At 52.1% G+C, this 23,242-nt stretch carries 11 protein-coding genes and 1 tRNA gene; 8 read left to right on the top strand and 4 right to left on the bottom strand.

From position 1 onward, the window contains the following. The first annotated feature begins 313 nt into the window (after positions 1-313). Complete coding sequence (locus DYU11_RS15120; RefSeq protein WP_119668534.1) at positions 314-1,711, top strand: APC family permease; 1,398 nt, start codon at positions 314-316, stop codon at positions 1,709-1,711. A gap of 268 nt (positions 1,712-1,979) precedes the next feature. Here the strand turns inward: DYU11_RS15120 and DYU11_RS15125 are convergent, their stop codons facing one another. Next, the gene (locus tag DYU11_RS15125; protein WP_119668535.1) at positions 1,980-4,970 is read right to left on the bottom strand and encodes an FAD-binding and (Fe-S)-binding domain-containing protein; all 2,991 of its coding nucleotides are present in this window, start codon (positions 4,968-4,970) and stop codon (positions 1,980-1,982) included. A 456-nt stretch (positions 4,971-5,426) separates the two neighbouring features. Here DYU11_RS15125 and DYU11_RS15130 point away from each other — a divergent pair, with 456 nt between their 5' ends. The 6 genes from DYU11_RS15130 (at position 5,427) to DYU11_RS15155 (ending at position 19,609) form a co-directional block, all read left to right on the top strand. Then, positions 5,427-8,615: a SusC/RagA family TonB-linked outer membrane protein gene (locus DYU11_RS15130; protein ID WP_119668536.1), complete on the top strand. Its 3,189-nt coding sequence runs from the start codon at positions 5,427-5,429 to the stop codon at positions 8,613-8,615. Between the two features lie 121 nt (positions 8,616-8,736). Then, entirely contained in the window at positions 8,737-10,218 is a 1,482-nt protein-coding gene (locus tag DYU11_RS15135) for a RagB/SusD family nutrient uptake outer membrane protein (protein WP_119668537.1), read from the top strand. 254 nt (positions 10,219-10,472) lie between these two features. Then, on the top strand, positions 10,473-13,892 hold the full coding sequence (locus tag DYU11_RS15140) for a VCBS repeat-containing protein (protein ID WP_119668538.1): 3,420 nt from the start codon (positions 10,473-10,475) through the stop codon (positions 13,890-13,892). 67 nt (positions 13,893-13,959) lie between these two features. Continuing rightward, positions 13,960-17,361, top strand: a complete 3,402-nt coding sequence (locus DYU11_RS15145) for a VCBS repeat-containing protein (RefSeq protein WP_119668539.1) — start codon at positions 13,960-13,962, stop codon at positions 17,359-17,361. Positions 17,362-17,458: 97 nt separating this feature from the next. Then, positions 17,459-18,052, top strand: coding sequence for a DUF4136 domain-containing protein (locus tag DYU11_RS15150; RefSeq protein WP_119668540.1), 594 nt, complete (start codon positions 17,459-17,461; stop codon positions 18,050-18,052). Positions 18,053-18,235: 183 nt separating this feature from the next. After that, positions 18,236-19,609, top strand: a complete 1,374-nt coding sequence (locus DYU11_RS15155; RefSeq protein ID WP_119668541.1) for a vanadium-dependent haloperoxidase — start codon at positions 18,236-18,238, stop codon at positions 19,607-19,609. A gap of 20 nt (positions 19,610-19,629) precedes the next feature. Here the strand turns inward: DYU11_RS15155 and DYU11_RS15160 are convergent, their stop codons facing one another. Further along, positions 19,630-19,827: a DUF4177 domain-containing protein gene (locus DYU11_RS15160; RefSeq protein WP_119668542.1), complete on the bottom strand. Its 198-nt coding sequence runs from the start codon at positions 19,825-19,827 to the stop codon at positions 19,630-19,632. Between the two features lie 75 nt (positions 19,828-19,902). On the opposite strand from DYU11_RS15160, the gene DYU11_RS15165 reads away from it, so the two are divergent. After that, positions 19,903-21,960, top strand: coding sequence for a kojibiose hydrolase (locus DYU11_RS15165; protein WP_119668543.1), 2,058 nt, complete (start codon positions 19,903-19,905; stop codon positions 21,958-21,960). Positions 21,961-22,036: 76 nt separating this feature from the next. On the opposite strand, the gene DYU11_RS15170 is transcribed toward DYU11_RS15165, so the two are convergent. Together DYU11_RS15170 and DYU11_RS15175 are read right to left on the bottom strand one after the other, a co-directional pair. Beyond that, positions 22,037-22,714: a TetR/AcrR family transcriptional regulator gene (locus tag DYU11_RS15170; protein WP_009285516.1), complete on the bottom strand. Its 678-nt coding sequence runs from the start codon at positions 22,712-22,714 to the stop codon at positions 22,037-22,039. A gap of 375 nt (positions 22,715-23,089) precedes the next feature. Beyond that, positions 23,090-23,160 (bottom strand) — tRNA-Gln (locus tag DYU11_RS15175). Positions 23,161-23,242: the final 82 nt, after the last annotated feature.

Here is a 23,242-nt window from a genome sequence, read left to right on the forward strand (position 1 = left end):
TACCCCGGTACCAACACCAATGGTCAGACATATTCCTAAAACAATTGCCTTTTTCATAACGTAAGTAATTCTATTCATTTATTGATTACTGGATTAATAACCTTTGTCTATAGGGTTTGTTTGAAAAATTGAACTGTTACTTGCGTACCTTTTCAGGGTGTTTTCTGGTCACACGGTTTCTTTAATTCGGATGGAGCCGACGCCGGCAACGCAATTAATTGGCAAAATGTAGTTTCAACGAACTTTTAGCGGGTTTCTATCCTTTGTTAACCAACCCGAAAAGTTACGTAACTGGTATTGACATTCTACGCTATTGACCAACTCTACGTCTTCCAGCCAGCCTACTGATCCGTCCGTTACCTCATCCGAGGTCACCTTGCCGCGCCGGTTAAGCCTGTTGCAGGGCACAGCGCTCAATATGATCGACATGGTCGGGATTGGGCCGTTTGTGGTTTTGTCGCTGGTTATCAAAACTATTGGCGGGCCCCAGTTTCTGTGGGCCTGGGTACTCGGAGCGGTTGTGTCGCTGATTGATGCCTTCGTCTGGGCCGAACTGGGGGCTGCTTTTCCGCAGGCCGGGGGTAGTTATAACTTCCTGAAAATCGCCTACGGCGAACGGAAATGGGGGCGGCTCATGTCGTTTCTGTACGTCTGGCAGACCATGATTCAGGCGCCACTGGTACTGGCCTCGGGGGCCATCGGATTTTCGCAGTATGCTTCGTACCTGATGCCACTCGACGACTGGCAGCGTAAACTCGTCTCGGGTGGAGTCGTGCTGGTGATTATTGCGCTGCTGTATCGTAAGATCGACTCCATCGGCCGCATTGGGCTGGTCATGTGGGGGGCGGTGCTGCTTACTCTCGGCTGGATCATCGTCGGTGGCCTGACCAACGCCCGAATTCCCGTAGGGGAGGTGATTACCTCGATGGGGTCGGTTGGGGGTGGGTTGATGGCTGCGGGCCTCGGGCAGGCGTCGGTCAAAACGATCTACTGTTATCTGGGATACTATAACATCTGCCACCTCGGAAGCGAAATCCGGCAGCCGGCGCGGAACATTCCGGCCAGTATGTTTATCTCCATTGTTGGCATTGCGGTGCTGTATCTGCTGATGAACATCAGTGTGGTAAGCGTGGTACCCTGGCAGCAGGCGCAGCATAGTGAGTTCATTGTCAGTACGTTTGTTGAGACGCTGTATGGACCGGGAGCGGCCCGGATGGCCACCGTTCTGGTGCTGGTAGTAGCCTTCTCCTCGCTGTTTGCCGTCCTGCTGGGCTATTCGCGGGTACCGTATGCCGCTGCTGCCGATGGGCGTTTCTTCCGCATCTTTGCCCGGCTGCACCCAACCCGCCAATTCCCCTACGTATCGTTGCTGTTTCTGGGCGGGCTGGGCTTTGCATTTAGCCTGCTGTTCCGACTGGGGGATGTCATTACGGCCATTCTGGCGATGCGTATCCTGGTTCAGTTCATTGGGCAGGCCGTTGGCCTGCTTCGGCTGCATCAACGACGCCGGGCGGGTGGGGTGGCGGTTTCGTTCCCATTCCGGATGCCACTGTATCCGCTGCCGGTTTTGCTGGCCATCGGCGTATGGGCGTTTATTTTCATCTCTACGGGCCTGGAGTTCATGCTGTCCGGCCTGGTTGTAAGTGTTCTGGGCATCGTCGCTTTTCTGGTATCGGCCGCGGTGCAAAAACGATGGCCTTTTGAGCGCTGAACGCTTTTGCTTTACTTATACCCAAGCTATTCCGGACAACAATACGGTAAACCTGAGCATCATCAGATGTTTCGACTGGGCATGATAAGTCACCAGCCGACTAAGAAGTCTGACACGGCTTGCCTGAACTCAAACGCAGTCGGGTGGTGGAGCGAGCCAATACCACTCAAGCTCACGAACTTCAGTAATCGCTCGATCGGGTTATGCTGTGGCCGTTTTTTATCATCCCGGCGTCCCGATCCTGGTAATTACCTGCGGCCGACCTCGGTTAGGCGAGCGCGTCAAACAAAATCTCAGCGGGGTGCTTCGCCTTGCGGCCGGTACCGTCTTTGATCTGGTGGCGGCAACTGGTGCCGGGGGCCGCAATAATCACATCGTCAGCTTGCTGCCGAACAGTCGGGAACAGCACCAGTTCGCCAATCTTCATCGATACGTCGTAGTGCTCGGCTTCGTACCCAAACGATCCGGCCATGCCGCAGCATCCGGACGGAATCAATTGCACGGAGTAATTCTTCGGAAGGGACAGCGATTTCTTCCCCGGCACCAGCGATGACACCGCTTTCTGCTGGCAGTGGCCGTGGAGCTTGACGAGCCGTTTCTCCTTGGTAAACTGCTCCGGCCTGATACGTCTGGCGTCGATTTCGCGGGCGATGAATTCTTCGAACGTCAGGGCATGTTCAGCAATACGACGGGCATCGGCCACCAGCGACTCACTCACCAGATCGGGGTACTCGTCGCGAAAGGTAAGAATAGCCGACGGCTCCAGGCCCACCAGTGGCGTTTCAGCCGTTACAATACCTTTCAACGCGTTGACGTTACGTTCGGCCAGCGTTTTAGCGTACTTCAGCAGCCCTTTCGATAAGGCTGCCCGGCCGCTTTCGCCATGTTCGGGGATAACCACCTCGTAGCCCAGCCGCTCAAACAACTGAATCGCTTTCTGACCAACCTCTACATCGTTGTAATTCGTAAACTCGTCGCAGAAGAAATAAAGCAGGGGCTTGGCAGGGATTGCGCGGATAGCAGGGTTTGTCCTGCTGTTACCCTGCCATTCCCTGCCACCCCTGCTCCTGGCCCATTTCTTCAGCGTCGTTTTATCCAGCAGAGGCATAGTCCGGTCGGGGTGGAAGCCGATCATCCGGTTGGCTACCCGACGGAGGGCTGGTGTGCCCAGCACCGCGTTGTAAGCCCAAGGAACCAGCGATGCCACGCCCGACAGCCGGGCGAAGTTGGCCACCAGCCGCGACCGGATGGGTACGCCATTGGCGTCGTAGTAATGCTGAAGGAACTCAGCTTTCAGCTTGGCTACGTCCACGTTCGATGGGCACTCTGATTTACAGCCTTTGCAGGACAGGCACAGGTCATACACTTCCTTGATCTCCTCATGGTCAAAGCGATTCTCTTTCGGCGACCGTGTGAGCATTTCGCGCAGGATGTTGGCCCGCGCCCGGGTAGTGTCCTTTTCGTTGCGGGTGGCCATATAGCTGGGGCACATGGTTCCCCCCGAGAGGTGTGTTTTGCGGCAATCGCCGGAGCCGTTGCATTGCTCGGCGTGCTGCAGCACGTCCTGGTCATGATACCGGAAGTACGTCTGAAACGTCGGGGTCTGTTGGCCGGCTTCGTAGCGCAGGAACGTATCCATCGGGGGCGTATCGACGATCTTACCAGGATTGAAAATGCCGTCGGGGTCCCACGTTTGCTTAAGCTGCCGCATCAGCTCGTAATTATGCGGACCAACCATCTGCGGAATAAACTCGCCCCGCAGTCGACCATCGCCGTGCTCGCCCGACAGTGAGCCGTCGTACTTTTTCACCAGCGCAGCAATCTCTTCGGCAATCATCCGATACTGGCGGTGACCTTCTTCTGTTTTGAGGTTGATGATAGGCCGCAAATGCAGCTCTCCCGAACCCGCGTGGGCGTAGTGTACCGAGTGCATACCGTGCCTGGCCAGAATCTCGTTGAAATCCCGGATGTATGCGGGCAGATCACGCACATCAACGGCCGTATCTTCAATCACGGCCACCGCTTTTTCGTCGCCGGGAAGATTGCCCAACAAGCCAAGGCCAGCTTTGCGGAGCGTCCAGACTTTCTTGGTATCCTCACCAAACAGCAACGGAAAATGGTAACCCAGGCCCTCAGCCCGCATGTCAGCTTCCATGTCAGCCGCTAAACGTTCGACTTCCGCCCGGTCGTTGCGCGACAGATCAACTACCAGAATAATCGGGTAATGATCGGTTGGCGTTTTCTGAACGAAGAACGAGTTCTTACGCTGTTCGGGGTTGGTGTCAGCCTGTTCCAGAATAATATCGTCAATGAGCTCCACCGCCTGTGGCTTGTATTTCAGGGCCGTAAGCGTAGCCCGGAGCGCTTCGTCGATCGAGTGGCAATGCACGCACACTAACCCCGACTCGCTGGGGGGCAGCGGCACCAGGTTGAGTTGGATCTCGGTCAGAAAGCAAAGCGTACCTTCCGATCCGGCGATCAGTCTGGTGAAATTAAACGGCTCCCCGTTCGGCGTAAAGGGCGCACAATCGAGTAACATATCGAGGGCATAGCCTGTATTCCGGCGTTCAATGCTCTGCTTAGGGAAGTTTCGCCGGATTTCGGCCTGGTTGGCCGGATCAGACAGAACGGTGTGAGTTTGTAATAGGATCCGATCGGCCAGCGAAGCGGAGCCGTTTTTCTGGCCGGCCGTAGATACCAGCTGCTCAAACTGAGTTGCAGGCATCGGCCCAAAGGAAACCTCACTACCGTCGGCCAGCAAGGCTTTTACGGCCAGGGTATGCTCGCGGGTAGAACCATACACCACCGAATTAGAACCGCAGGAGTTGTTGCCCACCATCCCACCAATCATGGCCCGGTTGGCCGTTGAGGTTTCGGGACCAAAGTACAGACCGTATGGCTTCAGAAACAGATTCAGTTCATCGCGGACCACACCGGGCTGCACCCGCACCCATCGCTCCTCCGGATTGACTTCCAGAATTTGGGTAAAGTGCTTGGACACGTCAACCACAATACCGGCCCCAACCACCTGGCCGGCCAGTGAGGTCCCGGCCGTGCGGGGAATCAGCGATGTTTTGTGCTGTCGGGCAAAATTGATCAGCGTTTTCAAATCACCGACGGTTTTCGGAACCGCCACCGCGACCGGCATTTCGCGGTAGGCCGAAGCATCCGTCGCATAGAGTGTACGCTGAGTCAAATTGTCGTGTAGTTCGCCTTCCAGAAGCCCGGCTAAATGCCGTAAATCATCCGCGGTTACCATGCCAGATCGAGTAGGAAATAATTAATGAGCAAATTTAATGGGTTAACTCACTAATAGATTTACAAATTTTTATGAGTAACAGTTCGCCTGGTCATTAGGCTTCTGACTATAAAATGTTATATAATCAATTTGATAAAGAATATCCGAAGGCGTTGTTAATCAGGCATAGTATAGTCTATCTCAAAGTCGTGTGGGTTGTTAAAGTGAAACAAACTGGTAGCTTTTTAAGAAAATTTATGATACAATTTTGACCATAGTTAATTGTTTTTAAACCGATAGCCATTTGTATTTTTAAGTAAGGCTGTTGTAATTTGCTTAATAGTTCAAGATTATATGCTAAATTTTCCCGACAAGGTTCTACGTTTCAGGACTATACGTCCTGTCTGACAGCCCTTCACCGGAGGTTTGGCTATAAGCTTCACTAGTAAATTTTGTTCTAACCTTTTTTTAAAACCTATGATGAACAATTCCTACAGCATTGACTGCGAAAGCAGTTTAGTAGGGGAATCTGGCAATCGCCAGTTCCAGTCATCGGCGCGGAAAAGCCTGCTCGGCTTCCTGATGATGCTGGCTGTGTTAACGCTGAGTAACCAGTTGGCGTGGGCGCAGGGACGTACTGTGACAGGCAAAGTAACCGATCCGACAGGCTCAGGTTTACCGGGGGTGAGTGTGCAGATTAAAGGAACGCAACGAGGTACGAACACCCAGGCGGACGGTACGTATCAGTTGACTAACGTACCCGATAACGCCACGCTGGTATTGAGCTTCATCGGTTACCAGTCGCAGGAGGTAGCCGTTGGTAACCGCTCGGCGGTAGACGTACAGCTGGCCGACGACACGAAAGCCCTCGAAGAGGTGGTGGTGGTTGGTTATGGTACAGCCAAACGGAAGGACCTGACCGGTTCTGTGACGCAGGTTACTTCCCGGGAATTTAACCCCGGTATTACGCCAAACCCCCTGCAGGCCATTCAGGGTAAGGTAGCCGGTCTGGTTATCACGACGCCGTCAGGCGACCCGAACCAGAGCCCAACCGTTCGTCTGCGCGGTTACACGTCGCTGGCCGGTGGCTCTGACCCGCTCTACGTTGTGGATGGTATGATCGGTGTACCGATCAGCCAGGTAAACCCGAACGACATCGAAAGCATCGACGTACTGAAAGATGCCTCAGCTGCCGCTATCTATGGTTCACGCGCTGCCAACGGCGTTATCATCGTAACGACTAAGCGCGGTAAAGCCGGACAGACTACGGTTACGTTCAACAACTACGTGGGTGCTGAAACCATTTCGAACCGCCTGGATCTGCTCGACGGCCCCGGCTACATTGCCGCAGTAACGCAGATCAGAGGAGCTTCTGCCTTATCGGATCAGCAGCGTTTTCCGAGAGATGCCAGTGGTAACTATTACAATACGGACTGGATCAAGGAAATTACGCGTACGGGCCTGGTAAATAACCACAACATCGCAATATCGGGTGGATCGAACACCTTCACCTACCGCGGGTCGCTTGATTACATCAACCAGCAGGGTATTGTAAAGAACACGGGCTTCGACCGTCTGATTGGCCGGGTTAACCTCGACCAGAAGGCACTCGATAACCGCCTGAACGTACAGTATAACCTGCAGTACACGCAAACGAACCAGAACTTTGCCGACAATGGCATCGTGCGTCGGGCCGCTCAGTTCCTGCCTACGTTGCCGGTACGGGATGCGCAGGGCCAGTACAGTGAAGTAGGTGGTGCGTTTGACCTGTTCAACCCGGTTGCAATGCTCGAAAACGCGACGAACAACGGGGTACGGAACACGGCCATTGTTGGAGCGAACCTGCGTTACGAAATCCTGGACGGACTTTCACTGGGTGTAAACGGTCAGTTGCAGAGTGATAACACCAACAACAACTACGTATCGAACCCGGCTATCAAAGCCTATCAGGGCAACAATGGCCGTGCTGAGCGTCGTCAGTACAACTCGCTGAACCGGCTGGCTGAAATCACGGCTACGTACAACCGCTCGTTTGGTACGACCAGCAACTTCTCTTTACTGGGTGGCTACTCATTCCAGCAGTTCGACAACGACGGCTTCGGCGCTGCCAACAACCAGTTCGTAACCACCGACTTTGGTTTCAACAACCTGGGTCAGGGGGCTGGTACGCTGCTGAACCCGAGCAACTCATACGCTACGTCGTATCGCAACCAGGCTCGGTTGATCTCCTTCTTCGGACGGGGCGTTGTGAATCTGAACGACAAGTATAACGTGACGGCAACAATTCGCCGGGACGGTAGCTCGAAATTCGGAGCGAACAACAAATGGGGTGTTTTCCCGTCAATCGCTGCGGGCTGGAACATTACCAACGAATCGTTCTTCCCCAAGAGCAACGTACTTAGCTTCCTGAAGCTGCGCGTAGGTTGGGGACAAACGGGTAACTCCGAAGGAATCAACGCCTACAGCTCAATCCAGTTGTATGGTCAGCGGGGTACGTACTATGATGGATCGATCGGCGACTTCCTGCCGGGCTACGGTATTACGCAGAACGCCAACCCGAACCTGAAGTGGGAAATTCTTGGTCAAACCAACGTAGGTCTGGACTTCCAGTTGTTCAACAGCCGGTTCTCAGGTACGGTCGAGTACTACAACAAGCTGACCAGCGACGCCCTGTACAACATCAACGTACCGGCCGATGGGGTTAACTACTTCGCTAACACGATTCTGGCGAACATTGGTAGTATCCGCAACACGGGCGTCGAACTGTCGTTTGGCGGTGACATCGTTCAGGGCACCACGTTCAACTGGAATGCTCGTCTGGTTGGTTCGTATAACAAGAACAAAGTCGAATCCCTCTCGAACGATCAGTTCAACGTTGGTCAGGTTCGCTTCAACCCCTTCGGTGGTCGTGGGCTGTCTGACGTGTTTGCGTCATATCTGGTCGTTGGCCGTCCGTTAGGTGAGTTTAACTACGTACCGACCTTTACGGGACAATACAACGCCGACGGTCAGCCGCTGCTGGTACCGGGTAATGGTGATACGCCGACGCCCAACGTAGCCGATTCTGACGCCATTGTTGCGTACGCTAATGGCAATCCCATCAGCCAGGGTAACCCGCAGCCGTTCTTTAACCTGTCGCTCAGCAACTCATTCCGCTACAAGAATTTCGATCTGAACTTCCTGTTGCGTGGAGTATTCGGCAACACAATTCTGAACAACACGCGGTCTAACTACATGATTCCGGGATCCATTCTGGAAACGAACATGCTCCGCGACGTAACAACTCTGCCGAATAACTACGGCGTCAACGTATTGTCGACCAACTGGCTCGAAAGCGGTACGTTCGTACGGTTAAATAACTGGCAGCTTGGCTACACCGTTCCAGTTAAGGCTAACAAGTACATTTCGGGTGCCCGGGTGTACGTGGGTGGCAACAACCTGTTCGTGCTGACCGGCTACAAAGGTGTTGATCCTGAACTGCAGGCACGTGGTGACCTGAGTGGTAACCCGGGCGGTGGTCAGGTGGCAGCCCCTGCTACCAATGGCGTATCAACGGGTTATTTCAATGCAGGGCAGGCCCCTAACCCGATCGGCCTGGACGAAGCGAATGCTGGGTTCTACCCCAAAACGCGTTCGTTCCAGTTGGGTGTGAACTTAACATTCTAACCTACCAGCGAACCGGACGCGAAACCAGGCGTCCGGTTCATTAAAACTCTTGCTGTCAACAGACCGTTAACACGAGCATGATCATCAGGAGTAACTTAACTAACTAATAATCAAAACTTTTATGAAACGCATACCTGTAAGAGTACTCATGGGCTGCGCAGCACTGCTGCTGACAGGCCAGGCTTGTACTGATCTAACGGAGACGACGTTTGACGTGCTTCCGACCAGCGGTTCATTTGGTACTACTCCGGCTCAGCAGGCGGCCCTGATTGGCCCTCTGTACTCGGGCTTAGGAGAATACTTCGGTAATATGAACGAATTGAACACCACAACGGACGAGCAGATGGTGCCGACCCGGGGTGGTGACTGGAAAGACGGTGATAACTGGCTGCGTCTGTATACCCACACCTGGGGACCTGTTACGGACAATGGTCAGTTTAATGGCCGCTGGACCTGGTGCTATAACAACATCACGTCCATTAACCAGCAGTTACCGACCGTTACGGATCCTGTTCTGCAGGCCGAGTTGAGAACGCTGCGGGCGTTTTTCCACTACCAGGCCATGGACCTGTTCGGAAACGTAATTATTTCCGAACGGCTCGGTGGTGCTACACCGACGCAGAGTACGCGCCCTCAGGTGTATGCCTGGGTTGAAAAAGAATTGCTGGAAGCGTATCCAGGCTTATCGGACGTAGTGGGTGGTGCGTACTATGGCCGGATGAATAAGTGGGTAGCCGACATGATTCTGGCTAAGCTGTACCTGAACGCGCAGGTATATACAGGTACACCCCAGTGGCAGAAAGCTATCGAGCGTTGCAACAACATCATCAATTCCGGCAAATTCTCGCTGACTGGTGATTTCTTCAGCAACTTTACGACGCAGAACCAGGGGTCGCCGGAGATCATTCTGGCTACGCCGTTCAGCAGCACCAAGCGGGGCGGTATGAATATTCAGATGCGGACGTTGCACTACCTCAACCAGTTGACTTATAACCTCGGTGGGCAGCCCTGGAACGGATACTGTACGGTTACGGAGTTCTACAATACATTCGCTAACAACGATGTTCGGAAGCAAATGTGGATTGTAGGCCAGCAGTTCCACGCCAATGGTACGCCGTTACAGGACGATGGAGTACCGATGGTGTTCACGCCTGAAATTCCGTCATTTGTATTGCCGGCGGGTGCGCCTGGTCGTCTGGCCGGTGCCCGTAGCCAGAAATACCAGATTCAGCGGAACAACCCGTTCAACGATCAGGACAACGATTTCGTGATCTACCGTCTGGCGGATGTGTACCTGATGCGTGCTGAGGCTAATCTGCGGTTGAACAACACGGCAGCGGCTGTAGCAGACGCCAACATTATCCGTCGCCGGGCTGGTGTTCCGGAGTACACGGCTGGTACGCTGACGCTGAACGAAATGCTGGCCGAGCGTGGCCGTGAGCTGGCCTGGGAATACCACCGCCGTCAGGATTTGATCCGCTTTGGTCAATACACGAGAACATGGCGCTTTAAGCCCGCTTCGCAGGACTTCCGGACTATCTTCCCGATTCCGAACGATCAGATAGCGTTGAACCCGAACCTGAAGCAGAACCCGGGGTATTAAGGGATACATCTGGTGTCATGTTGTGCCTTTTGGGCATGATAAGCCACAACCCGAGTCAAAACAAAAGGCAAACTCGCGTAGAGTTTGCCTTTTGTTTTATTGTAGCTGGTAAAAAGTCAAATAATTAAAGAAAATAGCTAAAAACATCGGGCTTTTTGGTAATTTTACACTCTATTCTGACTGCTCCTATACCCTTCTCCTTTTCCTGACTTAGCTTTCGTACTTGTGCATTTGTGTCTGACACAATGGGGATCATGCGTTTTTTATTGTTTTTACCGATTGTTTACTGGTTGATTGGCTGTAACTCAGATCGATCAGCTTCGTCTGATCCGTTGTTTGAAAAATTACCGGCCGATAAGACACACATTGACTTCGCCAATACCGTAACGGACGATAAAGATTTTAATGTATTCAACTACCGGAACTTCTATAACGGGGGGGGCGTGGCCATCGGCGACGTGAACAACGACGGTTTATCCGATGTGTTCATGATTGCCAATATGGGCGATAACAAACTGTATCTCAATAAAGGCGGCATGCAGTTTGAGGATATCACGGGCAAAGCTGGTGTTGCCGGAAAGCGAGCCTGGAGTACCGGAGCAACCTTCGCCGATGTCAACGGCGACGGTCGTCTGGACCTGTACGTTTGCAATGCCGGGATTCGGGCGGGCGACGATCGGGGCAATGAGTTGTTTATCAACAACGGCCCTGACGCTAACGGCGTTGTTACGTTTACGGAGAAGGCCCGCGAATATGGTCTCGATGATCACGGCTTTTCGACCCACGCGGCTTTTTTCGACTACGACCGCGACGGCGACCTTGATATGTACCTGCTCAACAATAGTTTTACCCCCGTTGGGCGATTGCAATATGCCAACATCCGGACCGAGCGGGATTCGCTGGGAGGGCAGAAACTGTTTCGGAATGATGGCGTCCGATTCACCGATGTCAGCGAAAAAGCCGGAATCTACGGGAGTCTAATCGGTTTTGGCCTGGGTATCACCATCGGTGACGTTAACGACGATAACTGGCTGGATATTTACATTTCCAACGACTTCTACGAGCGGGACTATCTGTATATAAACAATCACGACGGTACGTTTCAGGAATCGGTAAAAGACGCGATGCCGCACATCAGCCTGTCGTCGATGGGCGCCGATATAGCCGATATTAACAATGACGGGCGGCTGGATATCTTCGTGACCGATATGCTGCCGGGTAATAATGTTCGTCTGAAACGGAACTCCACGTTTGAAAGCTATGATCTTCAGCAGATAAAGCTTGACCGCGATTTCCACTACCAGGTGATGCAGAATATGCTGCATTTGAACGCCGGTACCCTACCCGGACAGACCGTTCCCCGGTTTAATGAGATTGCCCGCTTTTCGGGGGTCGAGGCCACCGACTGGAGCTGGGGCGCTCTGATCTTCGACATGGACAATGACGGGCGTAAAGACATTTTCGTGGCCAACGGCATCGCCAAAGATGTTACCGATCAGGACTTTGTTAACTTCCTGGCCGACCGCGAAACCATGGCTCAGGTAGCCCGGCAGGGTGTTTTCAACTTCAAGGAATTTCTGGATAAAACGCCGTCGGAAGCTATTCCAAACTACGCGTTTCGCAACGAAGGAAATCTGCGGTTTGTCAATAAGGCAGCTGAGTGGGGGCTGGGAGAACCGGACTTCTCGAACGGAGCCGCTTACGGCGATCTGGACAACGATGGCGATCTGGATTTGATCGTCAACAACGTCAATGCACCCGTGGCAGTCTACAAAAACCTGTCGCAGGAGAAACAGAAGACCAATTATCTGAGGGTAAAACTAGTCGGTAAGGATAAGAATCTGAATGCCATCGGCACCCGCGTTATTGTGTACCAGACGGCCGCCGACAGCACCGGTAAAGGGATTGTATCGAACATACAGGTATTGCAGCAGATGCCCAACCGTGGTTTCGAATCGTCCGTCGATCTTAATCTATTGTTTGGCCTGGGCACTAACAGCCGGATCGATTCGGTAGTCGTTATCTGGCCCGATGATCGAAAACAGACTATTCCTAATCCCAAAGCCAATCAATTGCTTACGCTGAAACAACAGGATGCTGCGGGCTACTGGAAGCCGGCCCGATTGCTGGCCGAGCAACCCTTTCAGGACATCACAGCGGCTACTGGGCTGACGTATCAGCATAAGGAAAGCAATTTTGTCGATTACAACCGGGACCCGCTGCTGAAACAGATGCTGTCGACGCAGGGACCGGCCCTGGCAACCGGCGACGTCAATGGCGACGGACTGGATGATGTGTTCTTCGGGGGAGCCAGCGGGCAGGGAGGACGGCTCTATCTACAACGCCCGGGCGGGCAGTTTGTCGAAAAAACACCGGCGGCCATCCGGCAGGACAGTACGTACGAAGCGGTCGACGCGGTGCTGTTCGACGCTGATGGCGACAAAGACCTTGACCTGTTTGTGGTTACAGGCAGCAATGAGTTCAGCGCAGATGCTGACGAACTCCTCGACCGGCTTTATCTAAACGACGGTACCGGCAACTTTACCAGTGATAATCGGCTGCCAAACCTGAAAAGCAGCGGTTCATGCGTAGCGGCTTCCGACTTTGACCGCGACGGCGATACGGACCTGTTTGTCGGGGCTCGACTGATTCCCGGTCAGTATGGCTATAATCCGGCCAGCTACCTGCTGATCAACGACGGTACCGGTAATTTTAAAAACTTTACGAAACGCTACCTGCCCGACGCCGAGCACCTGGGCATGATTACCGCTGCCACCTGGGCGGATCTGAACGGTGATCAGTACCCTGAGTTAATTCTGGTCAATGACTGGGGGCCTGTTCAGCTATTCCAGAATAAGCGGGGCCGATTGTCGGCTGAACCGATGCTTAAGGTCACGGACGCCCAGGGTGAGGCCATGAAAACAGACGGCTGGTGGAACTGCGTAACAGCCGCAGACGTCGACGGCGACGGTGATACGGATCTCGTTGTCGGTAATCTGGGCCTAAACTCCCGGATCAGGGCTTCGGCCAGTACCCCGGCAGAGCTGTACGTCAATGACTTCGACGGCAACGGTAATGTAGAGCAGATTATCAACTGCGCCGACGAAACCGGTGAGCTGTTTCCAATGGTACTGAAGCATGACCTGCAAAAGGAAATGCCCAGCATCAAGAAGAAGTACGTAAAGTTTACCGACTACGCCGGCAAGAAGATAGAAGAGATTATCGACGAAAATGCCCTGAGCAAGGCGGTCAAACGGCAGGTTTACGTAGCGGAATCAGCTATTCTGCTGAACAACGGCAAAGGCCAGTTCGTGTTCCAGCCCCTGCCGACCGAAGCCCAGTTCTCGCCGGTCTGTGGTGTATCCGTAACGGACTATGATGGAGATGGTCGGAAAGATCTGATCCTCGCCGGAAACTTCTTCGATGTGCTCCCCGAAATTGGTCGCTACGACGCCAGCTATGGGTTGGTGCTGCGTAATGCCGGTCAAGCGACCGGTGGGCGTCTACAACTAACGCCCGTTAATCCGGCCGCATCGGGCTTCTTCGTGCCTGGTCAGGTGCGTCGTATCCGCCAGACCCGGCAGGGGCAGTTTATCCTGGCGAAGAATAACAGCCGGCCGCAGGTGTTTCAGGTGCGGCCGAAAGCCGCAACAACGCTTGTGCGTAACGACTAACCTCATGGATTCCTGTCTATGCCCGATACGGCGTAGTGAATCACGATCTTTGAATGAACTAACCGTAATGAAACGTATCTGGATTTATAGTATTGGCTGCTTACTGGCACTGACCAGTTGCGACAAACTGAAGTCACTAAACGAAAAACCACTGTTCCAGACGCTTGACTCGACTCAGACCGGCGTTGGATTTGTGAATAAACTGACTAGTACTGAAAAGCTCAACATTCTCGATTATCTGTACTTCTACAATGGTGGGGGCGTAGCGGCCGGGGATATCAATAACGATGGCCTGACGGATCTCTACTTCGTGTCCAACCAGGGTAAGAACAAGCTGTACCTGAACCGGTCAAAAGCTGGGGAAGGCCTGAAGTTTGACGATATAACGGATAAAGCTGGGGTTGAAGGCTTCTCTGACTGGCAAACCGGCGTAACCATGGCGGATGTCAACGGCGATGGCTGGCTCGATATCTACGTCTGTGCGGTGGGTAATTTCAGGGGGCTGGAAGGTGCCAATGAGCTATACATCAATAACCAGGACGGTACGTTCACCGAAAAGTCGGCCGACTATGGGCTGGATTTTACGGGCTTTTCGACCCAGGCGGCTTTCTTCGACTACGACCACGATGGCGACCTGGATGTATACCTGCTCAACCACGCCGTGCATACTTCCCGAAGCTACGACCGGGTGTCGGCCCGGTATCTGCGCAACAACGAATCCGGCGATTATCTGTTCGAAAACCAGCTTATTGCAAACGGTGTAAAAGCAACTGGTGACCGACCCGTTAAATTCAAAAACGTCAGCGAAAAATCAGGAATCTTGGGGGCAGCCATGGGATACGGGCTGGGCATAGCCGTGGCTGATCTCAACAACGACGGCTGGGAGGATATCTATGTTTCCAACGACTTCCACGAAGACGATTACTACTACATCAATAACCAGAACGGTACGTTCACGGAGAGCGTCAAAACGGCCTTTCAGCACGTAAGTCGTTTCTCAATGGGCAACGACGTCGCCGATGTTAATAACGACGGCTACCCGGACGTAGTGACGCTGGACATGTACCCGGAGGATGAGACCGTCGAAAAGTCGTCGCTGGGCGAAGATCCGCTGGACATCTACATGTTCAAGATGAGTTACGGCTACATGAATCAGTACAGCCGGAACTGCCTGCAACTGAACATGGCGGGAAAGAAATTTATGGAGATTGGGGCGATGTCGGGCATGGCCGCAACTGACTGGAGCTGGTCGCCCTTATTGGCCGACTACGACAACGATGGGTACAAGGACCTGTTTGTTGCCAACGGTATCGTTCACCGGCCCAACAACCTGGACTACGTCAAGTTTGCGTCGGATGATTCACTGCGCTACGCTATGGAAACGTCCAAATCGCTGGACAACAGAGCGATCAGTATGATGCCCCAAGGGAAAGTGCATAACTATCTCTATCGAGGTACACCCTCGTTGCGCTTTGAGGATAAGTCGGTGGCCTGGGGTTTCGATACGCCTACCTTTTCCAACGGGGCCGCTTATGCCGACCTCGACAACGACGGTGATCTGGATCTGGTAACGAACAATATTGATGAGCCGGCTGGTATTTACCAGAACCAGGCCAGTGCGCTTTTCCCGGGCAACAAGTATGTTAAAATCAAGCTGAACGGTAATGCACCCAATACGTTCGGGGTAGGAGCCAGGGTTATTCTGAAATATGGCGACAGCCTGCAGGTGCAGCAGTTGATGCCTACGCGGGGCTTTGAATCGGCCGTAGAACCAGTCCTGACCTTCGGCATGGGACCCCGATCGGTGGTTGATTCCCTTATTGTTATCTGGCCTGATCAGCGTATGGAAGTCCGGACGAAAGTGAACACGAGTCAGACACTGACACTTCGGCAGGCTGACGCCCGGCTGGATGGAACAGGTTACGTGATTAGACCGGACTCTGAAAAAACCCTGTTTACCGAGGTTGCCGATACTACGTTACTGCCGTTTACTCACCGCGAAAACAAGGAGTATTTTGACTTTGTCCGGGAGTCATTGATGCCGTTTAAGATTTCGATGGAAGGGCCAAAGCTGGCCGTGGGCGATGTGAACGGCGATGGGCTGGAGGATGTCTATGCCTGCGGAGCCAAATGGCAGGCCGGAAGCTTGTTCTTGCAGCAGGCGGGCGGGCGGTTTACGCCGAGTAAGCAGTCGATATTTGTCGTTGATTCGACGTTTGAAGACGTTGATGCGCTGTTCTTCGATGCCGATGGTGACAAGGATCTGGACCTGTATGTTGTATCGGGCGGCAATGAATTTTACGACAAAATGCCCGAGCAGTTCGACCGGCTCTATATCAACGACGGTCGCGGCAACTTTACCCGGTCTGCCAATGCACTGCCGCCAATGTACGACAACAAAAGCTGCGTGAGGCCGTACGATATCGACCGCGACGGCGACCTAGATTTGTTTGTCGGGGGGCGGGTGGTTGGCTTCCAGTATGGCAAAACGCCTAATTCGTACCTGCTCATCAACAACGGGAAAGGTCAATTCTCCGACCAGACTGACAAGCTGGCTCCCGAGCTTCGTAAGGCTGGGCTGGTTACGGATGCCGTCTGGTCTGATGTCGACAAGGACAATGATCTCGATCTGGTTGTTGCAGGCGAATGGATGCCGATTCAGGTGTTTACAAACCAGGCTGGTAAACTTACCAGAGCCGAATCAATTGTAGAAAAAGAAGTTCCCCTGAATGGCTTCTGGCATAGTCTGGTAGCCGCCGATTTTGACCGCGACGGCGACGTTGACCTGATGGCGGGGAATCTAGGTACTAACACAAAGTTCCGCAAAAATCCGGATTCAGAGCTTAAGATGTGGGTCAAGGACGTGGACGGAAATCAGCAGATCGAGCAAATCATTGCTACCCGCCGGAACGACGACTGGTATCCTATTGCCTTCAAGGACGAGTTGGGAAAACAGCTCCCCAGCATCATCAATAAGCGATTCACCGACTACGTATCGATTGCGGGCAAAACCGTATCCGACATTTTTGAGGATGACCTTGACGGAGCCGACGAACTGTCCGTTAACCAGTTTGCGTCGGTTTACCTCGAAAACGTAGGCGGGCGGTTTGTAGTGCATGAATTGCCCATGATGGCGCAGGTATCCAAGCTGTTTGCCCTGTATCCAATCGATATCGACGGCGATGGAGATCTGGACGTTTTGGGTGGAGGAAACTACTATGGTGTCAGTACGTATCAGGGGCGCTATGATGCCAGCTACGGGCTGGTGCTTCGAAACGACGGCAAAGGAAAGTTTACCACCCTGTCGCCGATCCGGACCGGCTTCCTGCTAAGCGGAGAAGTACGGGATATCCGCTCCATACAAACGGCTACCGGGCCGCTGATCATGATTGCGCGTAATGGACAACTCCCACAATTGTTCAGCCCGAAAACCACCGTGAAGCCAGGACAGCTACTTAGTAAGAAATAACGTAAATTCTGGAATTTTCCATCTTATAGTCTTGTTAATTAGTAGAGTGGTAAGAACACCCTCAGTTTGTTTGGAAAACCTACCAATTAACAGATAGATGAAACGAATGCTTGCTCTGGCCACTGCCTTGGTGCTAGGCTTGTTCGGCCACATAGCGAATGCTCAAATCAGCACTGATTACGACCAATCGGTCGACTTCTCGAAATACCGGACGTACACCTTTGCTAAACCGGAGGTGAATGTTGGCAACAATCCGGTGTATAAGAACCCGTTGTTGATGCAGCGTATTGAAGGTAATTTGGTTCGCGAGTTTAATGAGCGGGGATTGACGCAACAGAAAACTAACCCTGACCTGCTGGTTAAAATCCATACATATACCGAGAATAAGACCCGTAACGTATACAACGGATCGGCCTATGGACCGCTTTTCCGGTACGGCTGGGGATTCGCTCCCTACCGGTTCTATTGGCCTTTCTTTGGTGGGTACTACGGCGGCTGGAATCAGCCAGCGTATCGCCAGGAAAATTTCACGCAGGGTACACTGCTGGTCGATATGGTCGATGCACGCACGAACCAGCTTCTGTGGCGGGGAACGGCCCAGGGCGTAGTTGATAATCCAAAGCGCCTTGAGCGGCAGATTGCCCGGGGTGTGCGTAAGATCATGAAGGATTATCCAGTAAAAGAGTCTTAATGAACAGTGATTGCTTACAACCCCGGCCAGTACATAGTGGCCGGGGTTTTTTATGCTGTCATTGTGCGTGTTATAATGCTGTTAAAGCCGTCGGTCAGGCTTCTAAGTACGACAAAAACAGTTATTTTTGTTGTTGCGCTACGTTTTAGTGCCTGGTTAGTTTCCACTGATTGCCAATCATTTATGAATCCCGTGAAGCATTTGCGTAAACAACTTCTTTTTGGCTGTCTCACCGCTTTGGTTATGCTGGGTTTGGCCGGTTGCCAGAAGAAGGCGACGCCTGCGGAATACAATGCTAAAGCCGCCGATCCGGAGCGGTATAATATGGCCCTGGACAAGCTGACTCAGGTAGTTATTCACGACATTTTTTCGCCCCCGGTAGCCAGCCGGATCTACGGCTACGCCAACCTGGCCGGTTATGAAGCGCTGGTTCCGTTTGACCCAAACTATACCTCGCTGGGCGGAAAAATGAAGCGCTTTCAAACGGGCCCTCAGCCTGAAGCTGGTAAGGACTATTGTTATCCGCTCGCCAGTGCCCGCGCTTTTTTGACCGTAGCCCGCGCTCTTACGTTTGAAACCGAGTTCTACGACGAATTTGAGAAGACATTTTACGAGAAGTATAAAGAAGACGGTGTCCCCGACGATGTCTACGAGCGGTCAATGGCCTATGGTGAGGCCGTTGCCAAACACGTACTTGATTTTGCGGCCAAGGATTCTTACAAACAAACCCGGGGGTTCAAATTCACCGTAACGAATGAAGAGGGTACCTGGGTGCCGACGCCCCCTGCTTATATGGATGCTGCTGAGCCGCAGTGGAACAAACTCCGTTGCTGGGTAATGGATACGTGCAGTCAGTTTATGCCGCCCCGTCCGTTCGCTTACTCGCTGGCCAAGGGCACCCCGTACGAGAAAGAGGTGATGGAAGTCTACCAGATCGGTAAAAACCTGACCGAAGAGCAGAAGAAAATTGCGTATTTCTGGGATGATAACGCCTTCGTTATCAACGTAGCGGGGCACGTGACCTACGCATCGAAAAAAATGACGCCCGGCGGCCACTGGCTGGCTATTGCCGAAACGGTTGCCCGGCAGAAGAAATTAAACCTGATGCAAACCGTCGAAGCGTATACCCTTACGTCGTTTGCCATGGCCGATGGGTTCATTGCGTGCTGGGATGAGAAATACCGTACCCGTACCGTTCGGCCGGAAACGGTGATCAACAAAAGCCTCGATCCAAAATGGACGCCTTATTTGCAAACCCCGCCTTTCCCCGAGTATCCAAGCGGGCACAGTACCATTTCGGCGGCTGCAGCGACGGTGCTTACGGAACTGATAGGCGATAACATTGCCTTCACAGACTCGACGGAATACAAATACGGGCACGGCATCAGGTCGTTTAAATCGTTCAGAGACGCTGCCCTGGAAGCATCGGTTAGCCGGCTCTACGGGGGTATACATTACCGATCGGCGCTTGACAACGGAGCCGCTATGGGCGAAAAGGTAGGGCAATGGATTCTGCAAAAGGCACGTACCCGCAAGTCGACTATTGCGAGCCGATAGGTTCATGCGTTAAGGTTTTGCTACCGAATCTCGCGCTTGAGGATAATTAAGACCCCGCGGGAAGCTCCATCAAACGTATTTGTGTCGGTGGTGGTTGTCACTTCCCAACCCAGGTTGCCTAATTCGTTCAATTTGTGAGTTAGTTCGTCAAAGTTCACCTTACCACCCCAGAAACCTCCTGCTGGTACGTCCAACACCATATACTCAAACTTACGCATAGCTTTATTCTTTGTAATTATTGGTTTGTAGTTGCTAATCACTCAAATTTGAGGACTTATCGTATCAATAATTACATGAAAACAAGATTTAGCCGGTTTAGCGGGGCTTTTGCTTTGTTGAACGTCATAGTCCTTTCCGGTTCAAACGTCTTTAGTCAGGCATCAGGACCCGAGTGGCAAATTGTTGGACAGGGTATTAATCCGGCAAACTACTACGGCATCACCGTGGCTAATGGCATCATTGGCCTGGTGTCGTCGCCGGAGCCGATGAAAGTTAAAGACGTAGTCCTCAACGGGGCTTTTGATACGTACGGACGGGGGCGGGTTTCCAACATTCTGAAGGTGTTCAACTTTGCCAATATGAACCTGGATGTCGACGGGATGCGGCTGGGCCCTAAAGACATTGTCAATTACCGTCAGACCCTGGATATGAAGCAGGCGGCCCTGACAACTACCTTCGACTATAAGGATAAGATAACCGTTCGGCAAACCATGATGGCGCTCCGTCACCTACCGTTTACCGCCCTGTCTATGGTTGAAATCACCGCTAAAAAAGACTGTGAGATTGTACCGATGTCGGTTATTGAGTCGCCGGAAAACCTGAAGGAGGTAAAAAACTTTTATTCCGAAGTTGACCGCCCCCACGTTACAATTCGACTGCTGACATCGGTAGCCAAAAGTCCATCAGGTCGGCATACGGTCGCTGCCTCAAACAGCTTCATCTTCGAGGAACCACATGGCCAGGAGCCCGACGTGATCCATGAGGACTGGGATTACAATATGCATCTGGCTAAGTTTAAAAAACGCCTGAAAGCCGGTCAGACCTACCGATTCAGCGTGGTTGGTTCGGTATCATCGACCGCCCACACGGCTGATCCGCACAATGAAGCCGAGCGGCTAACCGTTTTCGCAGCCCTCGAACGGACACAGCGTCTGCTCCAGCGCCACCAGGCCGAATGGACCAAGCTCTGGCAAAGCGATATCGTTATCGACGGCGACCCGGATGCACAACGGGCAGTACGCTCCGCACTCTACCATCTGTATTCATTTGCCCGTGAGAATACAGCCTACAGTTTGTCACCTATGGGCCTGTCTGGACTGGGCTACAACGGACACGTATTCTGGGATACAGAGCTCTGGATGTATCCGCCCTTGCTGGTTCTAAAACCTGAAATGGCTAAATCATTGCTTGAATACCGCTTTGAACGGATGGCAATGGCGAAGCAAAACGCGTTTAGTCATGGCTACGATGGGGTAATGTTTCCGTGGGAGTCCGACGCCGATGGGCAGGAAGCGACTCCAGTCTGGGCGTTAACGGGGCCGTTTCAGCACCATATTACGGGTTGCGTCGGCTGGGCTTTCTGGAAATACTATCAGGTAACGAAAGACAAGGAATGGCTCCGGACGCGGGGGTATCCCATGCTGAAAGAAGTTGCTGATTTCTGGGTCAGCCGGGTAGAGAAAGGACAGGACGGAAAATTACACATCAACAATGTAATCGGCGCCAACGAATGGCAGGAGAACATTGACGACAATGCATTTACGAACGGAATGGCTAAAACGGTGCTTGGTTTTGCCACTCAGGCTGCTCAGGAACTGGGTATAACGCCAGATCCGGAGTGGGCAAGTGTAGCAGCCAACATTCCTATCCTAAAATTTCCAGACGGTACAACCAAAGAAAACCGGACGTATGATGGAGTTACGATTAAGCAGGCTGATGTTAACCTATTAGCCTATCCGTTAACAGTAGTCAATGATGAAGCGGCTATCCGTAAGGATCTAGCGTATTATGGACCTCGTTACTCTCCGGAAGGGCCGGCTATGGGCTGGTCAGTGCTATCGACGCTGCATGCCCGGCTCAATGAGCCTGATAAAGCCTACGATTGGTTTGTAAAAAGCTATAAACCCAATGAAGTACCCCCATTTGGCGTATTGTCCGAAACGGCAGGCGGTACAAATCCCTATTTTGCTACGGGAGCAGGTGGTATGTTACAGGCAGTGCTGAATGGTTTTGGCGGATTAGACATCACCGATAACGGGATAACGCAGTTGAAAACCCGGTTACCTAAAAAGTGGAAGTCGCTTACCATTAAGGGCGTTGGGCCTCAGCAGCGCACCATTCAGGTACAATAAAAAAAGGCATCCATTTTCATGTGCGTGTATCTACATGAAAATGGATGCCAGAAAAAATCTGACATAATCGTTTATATTACCACTGAGCGATCGGCAAATTAGCTGACTGCAGATCCAATTGTACGTCTTTTGATTGGATTGCCATCTTGTTCAGAGCGATGTAAATCGCTTTCACGGCGTTTTCAATGCGCTTCCAGCCTTCTTCACTCCGCAGGTCGATGCCGATCATTGTACGGTCGTTCTGAGCCAGGATGGTTAGATAGGACATTGCACCAAGAACCACAGCCGAAATAGCCTGCGTGTCGGCTCCTCTTACAAAGGACAATTGTTCGACAAGCCGGGTCATTTCTTCATCCTGTGCCCGGGCCGTTGTAGCGGCAGTCGGGTCATTCTCAATGATACTTGCTTTTAGGATCTCGCGGGCAGCTTTGAACGTCCGGAAATAGCGGTAGGTTTGGATTACCTGGCGGTACCAGATACGGGCAACATCCGATTCGTGAAGCGGACGGATTTGATCAAGTACGGCAGGATTAAGCACCGGGAAGAGCTTACCCATTTTCACGTAATACTCCAACAAACCCTCCATACCGCCGAAATAGCGATAGATAAGGACTTTGCTGACGTTAGCTTTTTCGGCTACCCGGTTTACACCTACACCTTCTAAACCTCGCTCCGCAATCACTTCTTCCAGTGCTTCAACGATGCGCTGGGTTGTCTTTGCCCGGTTTCTTCTTACTTTTTCTGCTTTTTCCATGTGATGAACAGTACTGCGATTCAATACCTTGTTATCTGTCAGACTGAAGTTGCCAAGAATAGTCACATTAAAGTCGCATTGTACACAAAATAGAATCGCTGTACTTCAATAGCTGGCAAAGGGGGCTGACAAATGGCAATTACTGAATAAACGTTTTTTTATAAAATGATTGTACAAACAAAAGATCTATAATCTACACTACGGCAGAAAGTTATACAAGTCACCTGAAAGATACTATTAGCAAAGAAAACGTTTTTATATTAATCGGCAAACAAATTCGTACAAAAAAGTGGTGGTTTTTTACCATTGGTTACGTTATCTTATTTAAAGCAACATAAAAAAGCCGCTCAGTAAATACCAAGCGGCTTTTTTATGTTGCCCGAGAAGGATTCGAACCTCCACAAACAGAACCAAAATCTGCTGTCCTACCCTTAGACGATCGGGCAATTCGCATTTGCGAGTGCAAAGATAAGAAGGACGAGGTGTCAAAAGCAAGACTGAGTTCGAAAAAATAATCGACTTGGCTCA

The organism is Fibrisoma montanum (assembly GCF_003583365.1).
Taxonomy (GTDB): Bacteria; Bacteroidota; Bacteroidia; order Cytophagales; family Spirosomataceae; genus Fibrisoma; species Fibrisoma montanum.

Coding starts and splice junctions, on each gene's coding strand:
- DYU11_RS15170 (WP_009285516.1), bottom strand. CDS start 22,714: ATGGAAAAAGCAGAAAAAGTAAGAAGAAACCGGGCAAAGACAACCCAG.
- DYU11_RS15135 (WP_119668537.1), top strand. CDS start 8,737: ATGAAACGCATACCTGTAAGAGTACTCATGGGCTGCGCAGCACTGCTG.
- DYU11_RS15145 (WP_119668539.1), top strand. CDS start 13,960: ATGAAACGTATCTGGATTTATAGTATTGGCTGCTTACTGGCACTGACC.
- DYU11_RS15150 (WP_119668540.1), top strand. CDS start 17,459: ATGAAACGAATGCTTGCTCTGGCCACTGCCTTGGTGCTAGGCTTGTTC.
- DYU11_RS15140 (WP_119668538.1), top strand. CDS start 10,473: ATGCGTTTTTTATTGTTTTTACCGATTGTTTACTGGTTGATTGGCTGT.
- DYU11_RS15165 (WP_119668543.1), top strand. CDS start 19,903: ATGAAAACAAGATTTAGCCGGTTTAGCGGGGCTTTTGCTTTGTTGAAC.
- DYU11_RS15160 (WP_119668542.1), bottom strand. CDS start 19,827: ATGCGTAAGTTTGAGTATATGGTGTTGGACGTACCAGCAGGAGGTTTC.
- DYU11_RS15130 (WP_119668536.1), top strand. CDS start 5,427: ATGATGAACAATTCCTACAGCATTGACTGCGAAAGCAGTTTAGTAGGG.
- DYU11_RS15155 (WP_119668541.1), top strand. CDS start 18,236: ATGAATCCCGTGAAGCATTTGCGTAAACAACTTCTTTTTGGCTGTCTC.
- DYU11_RS15125 (WP_119668535.1), bottom strand. CDS start 4,970: ATGGTAACCGCGGATGATTTACGGCATTTAGCCGGGCTTCTGGAAGGC.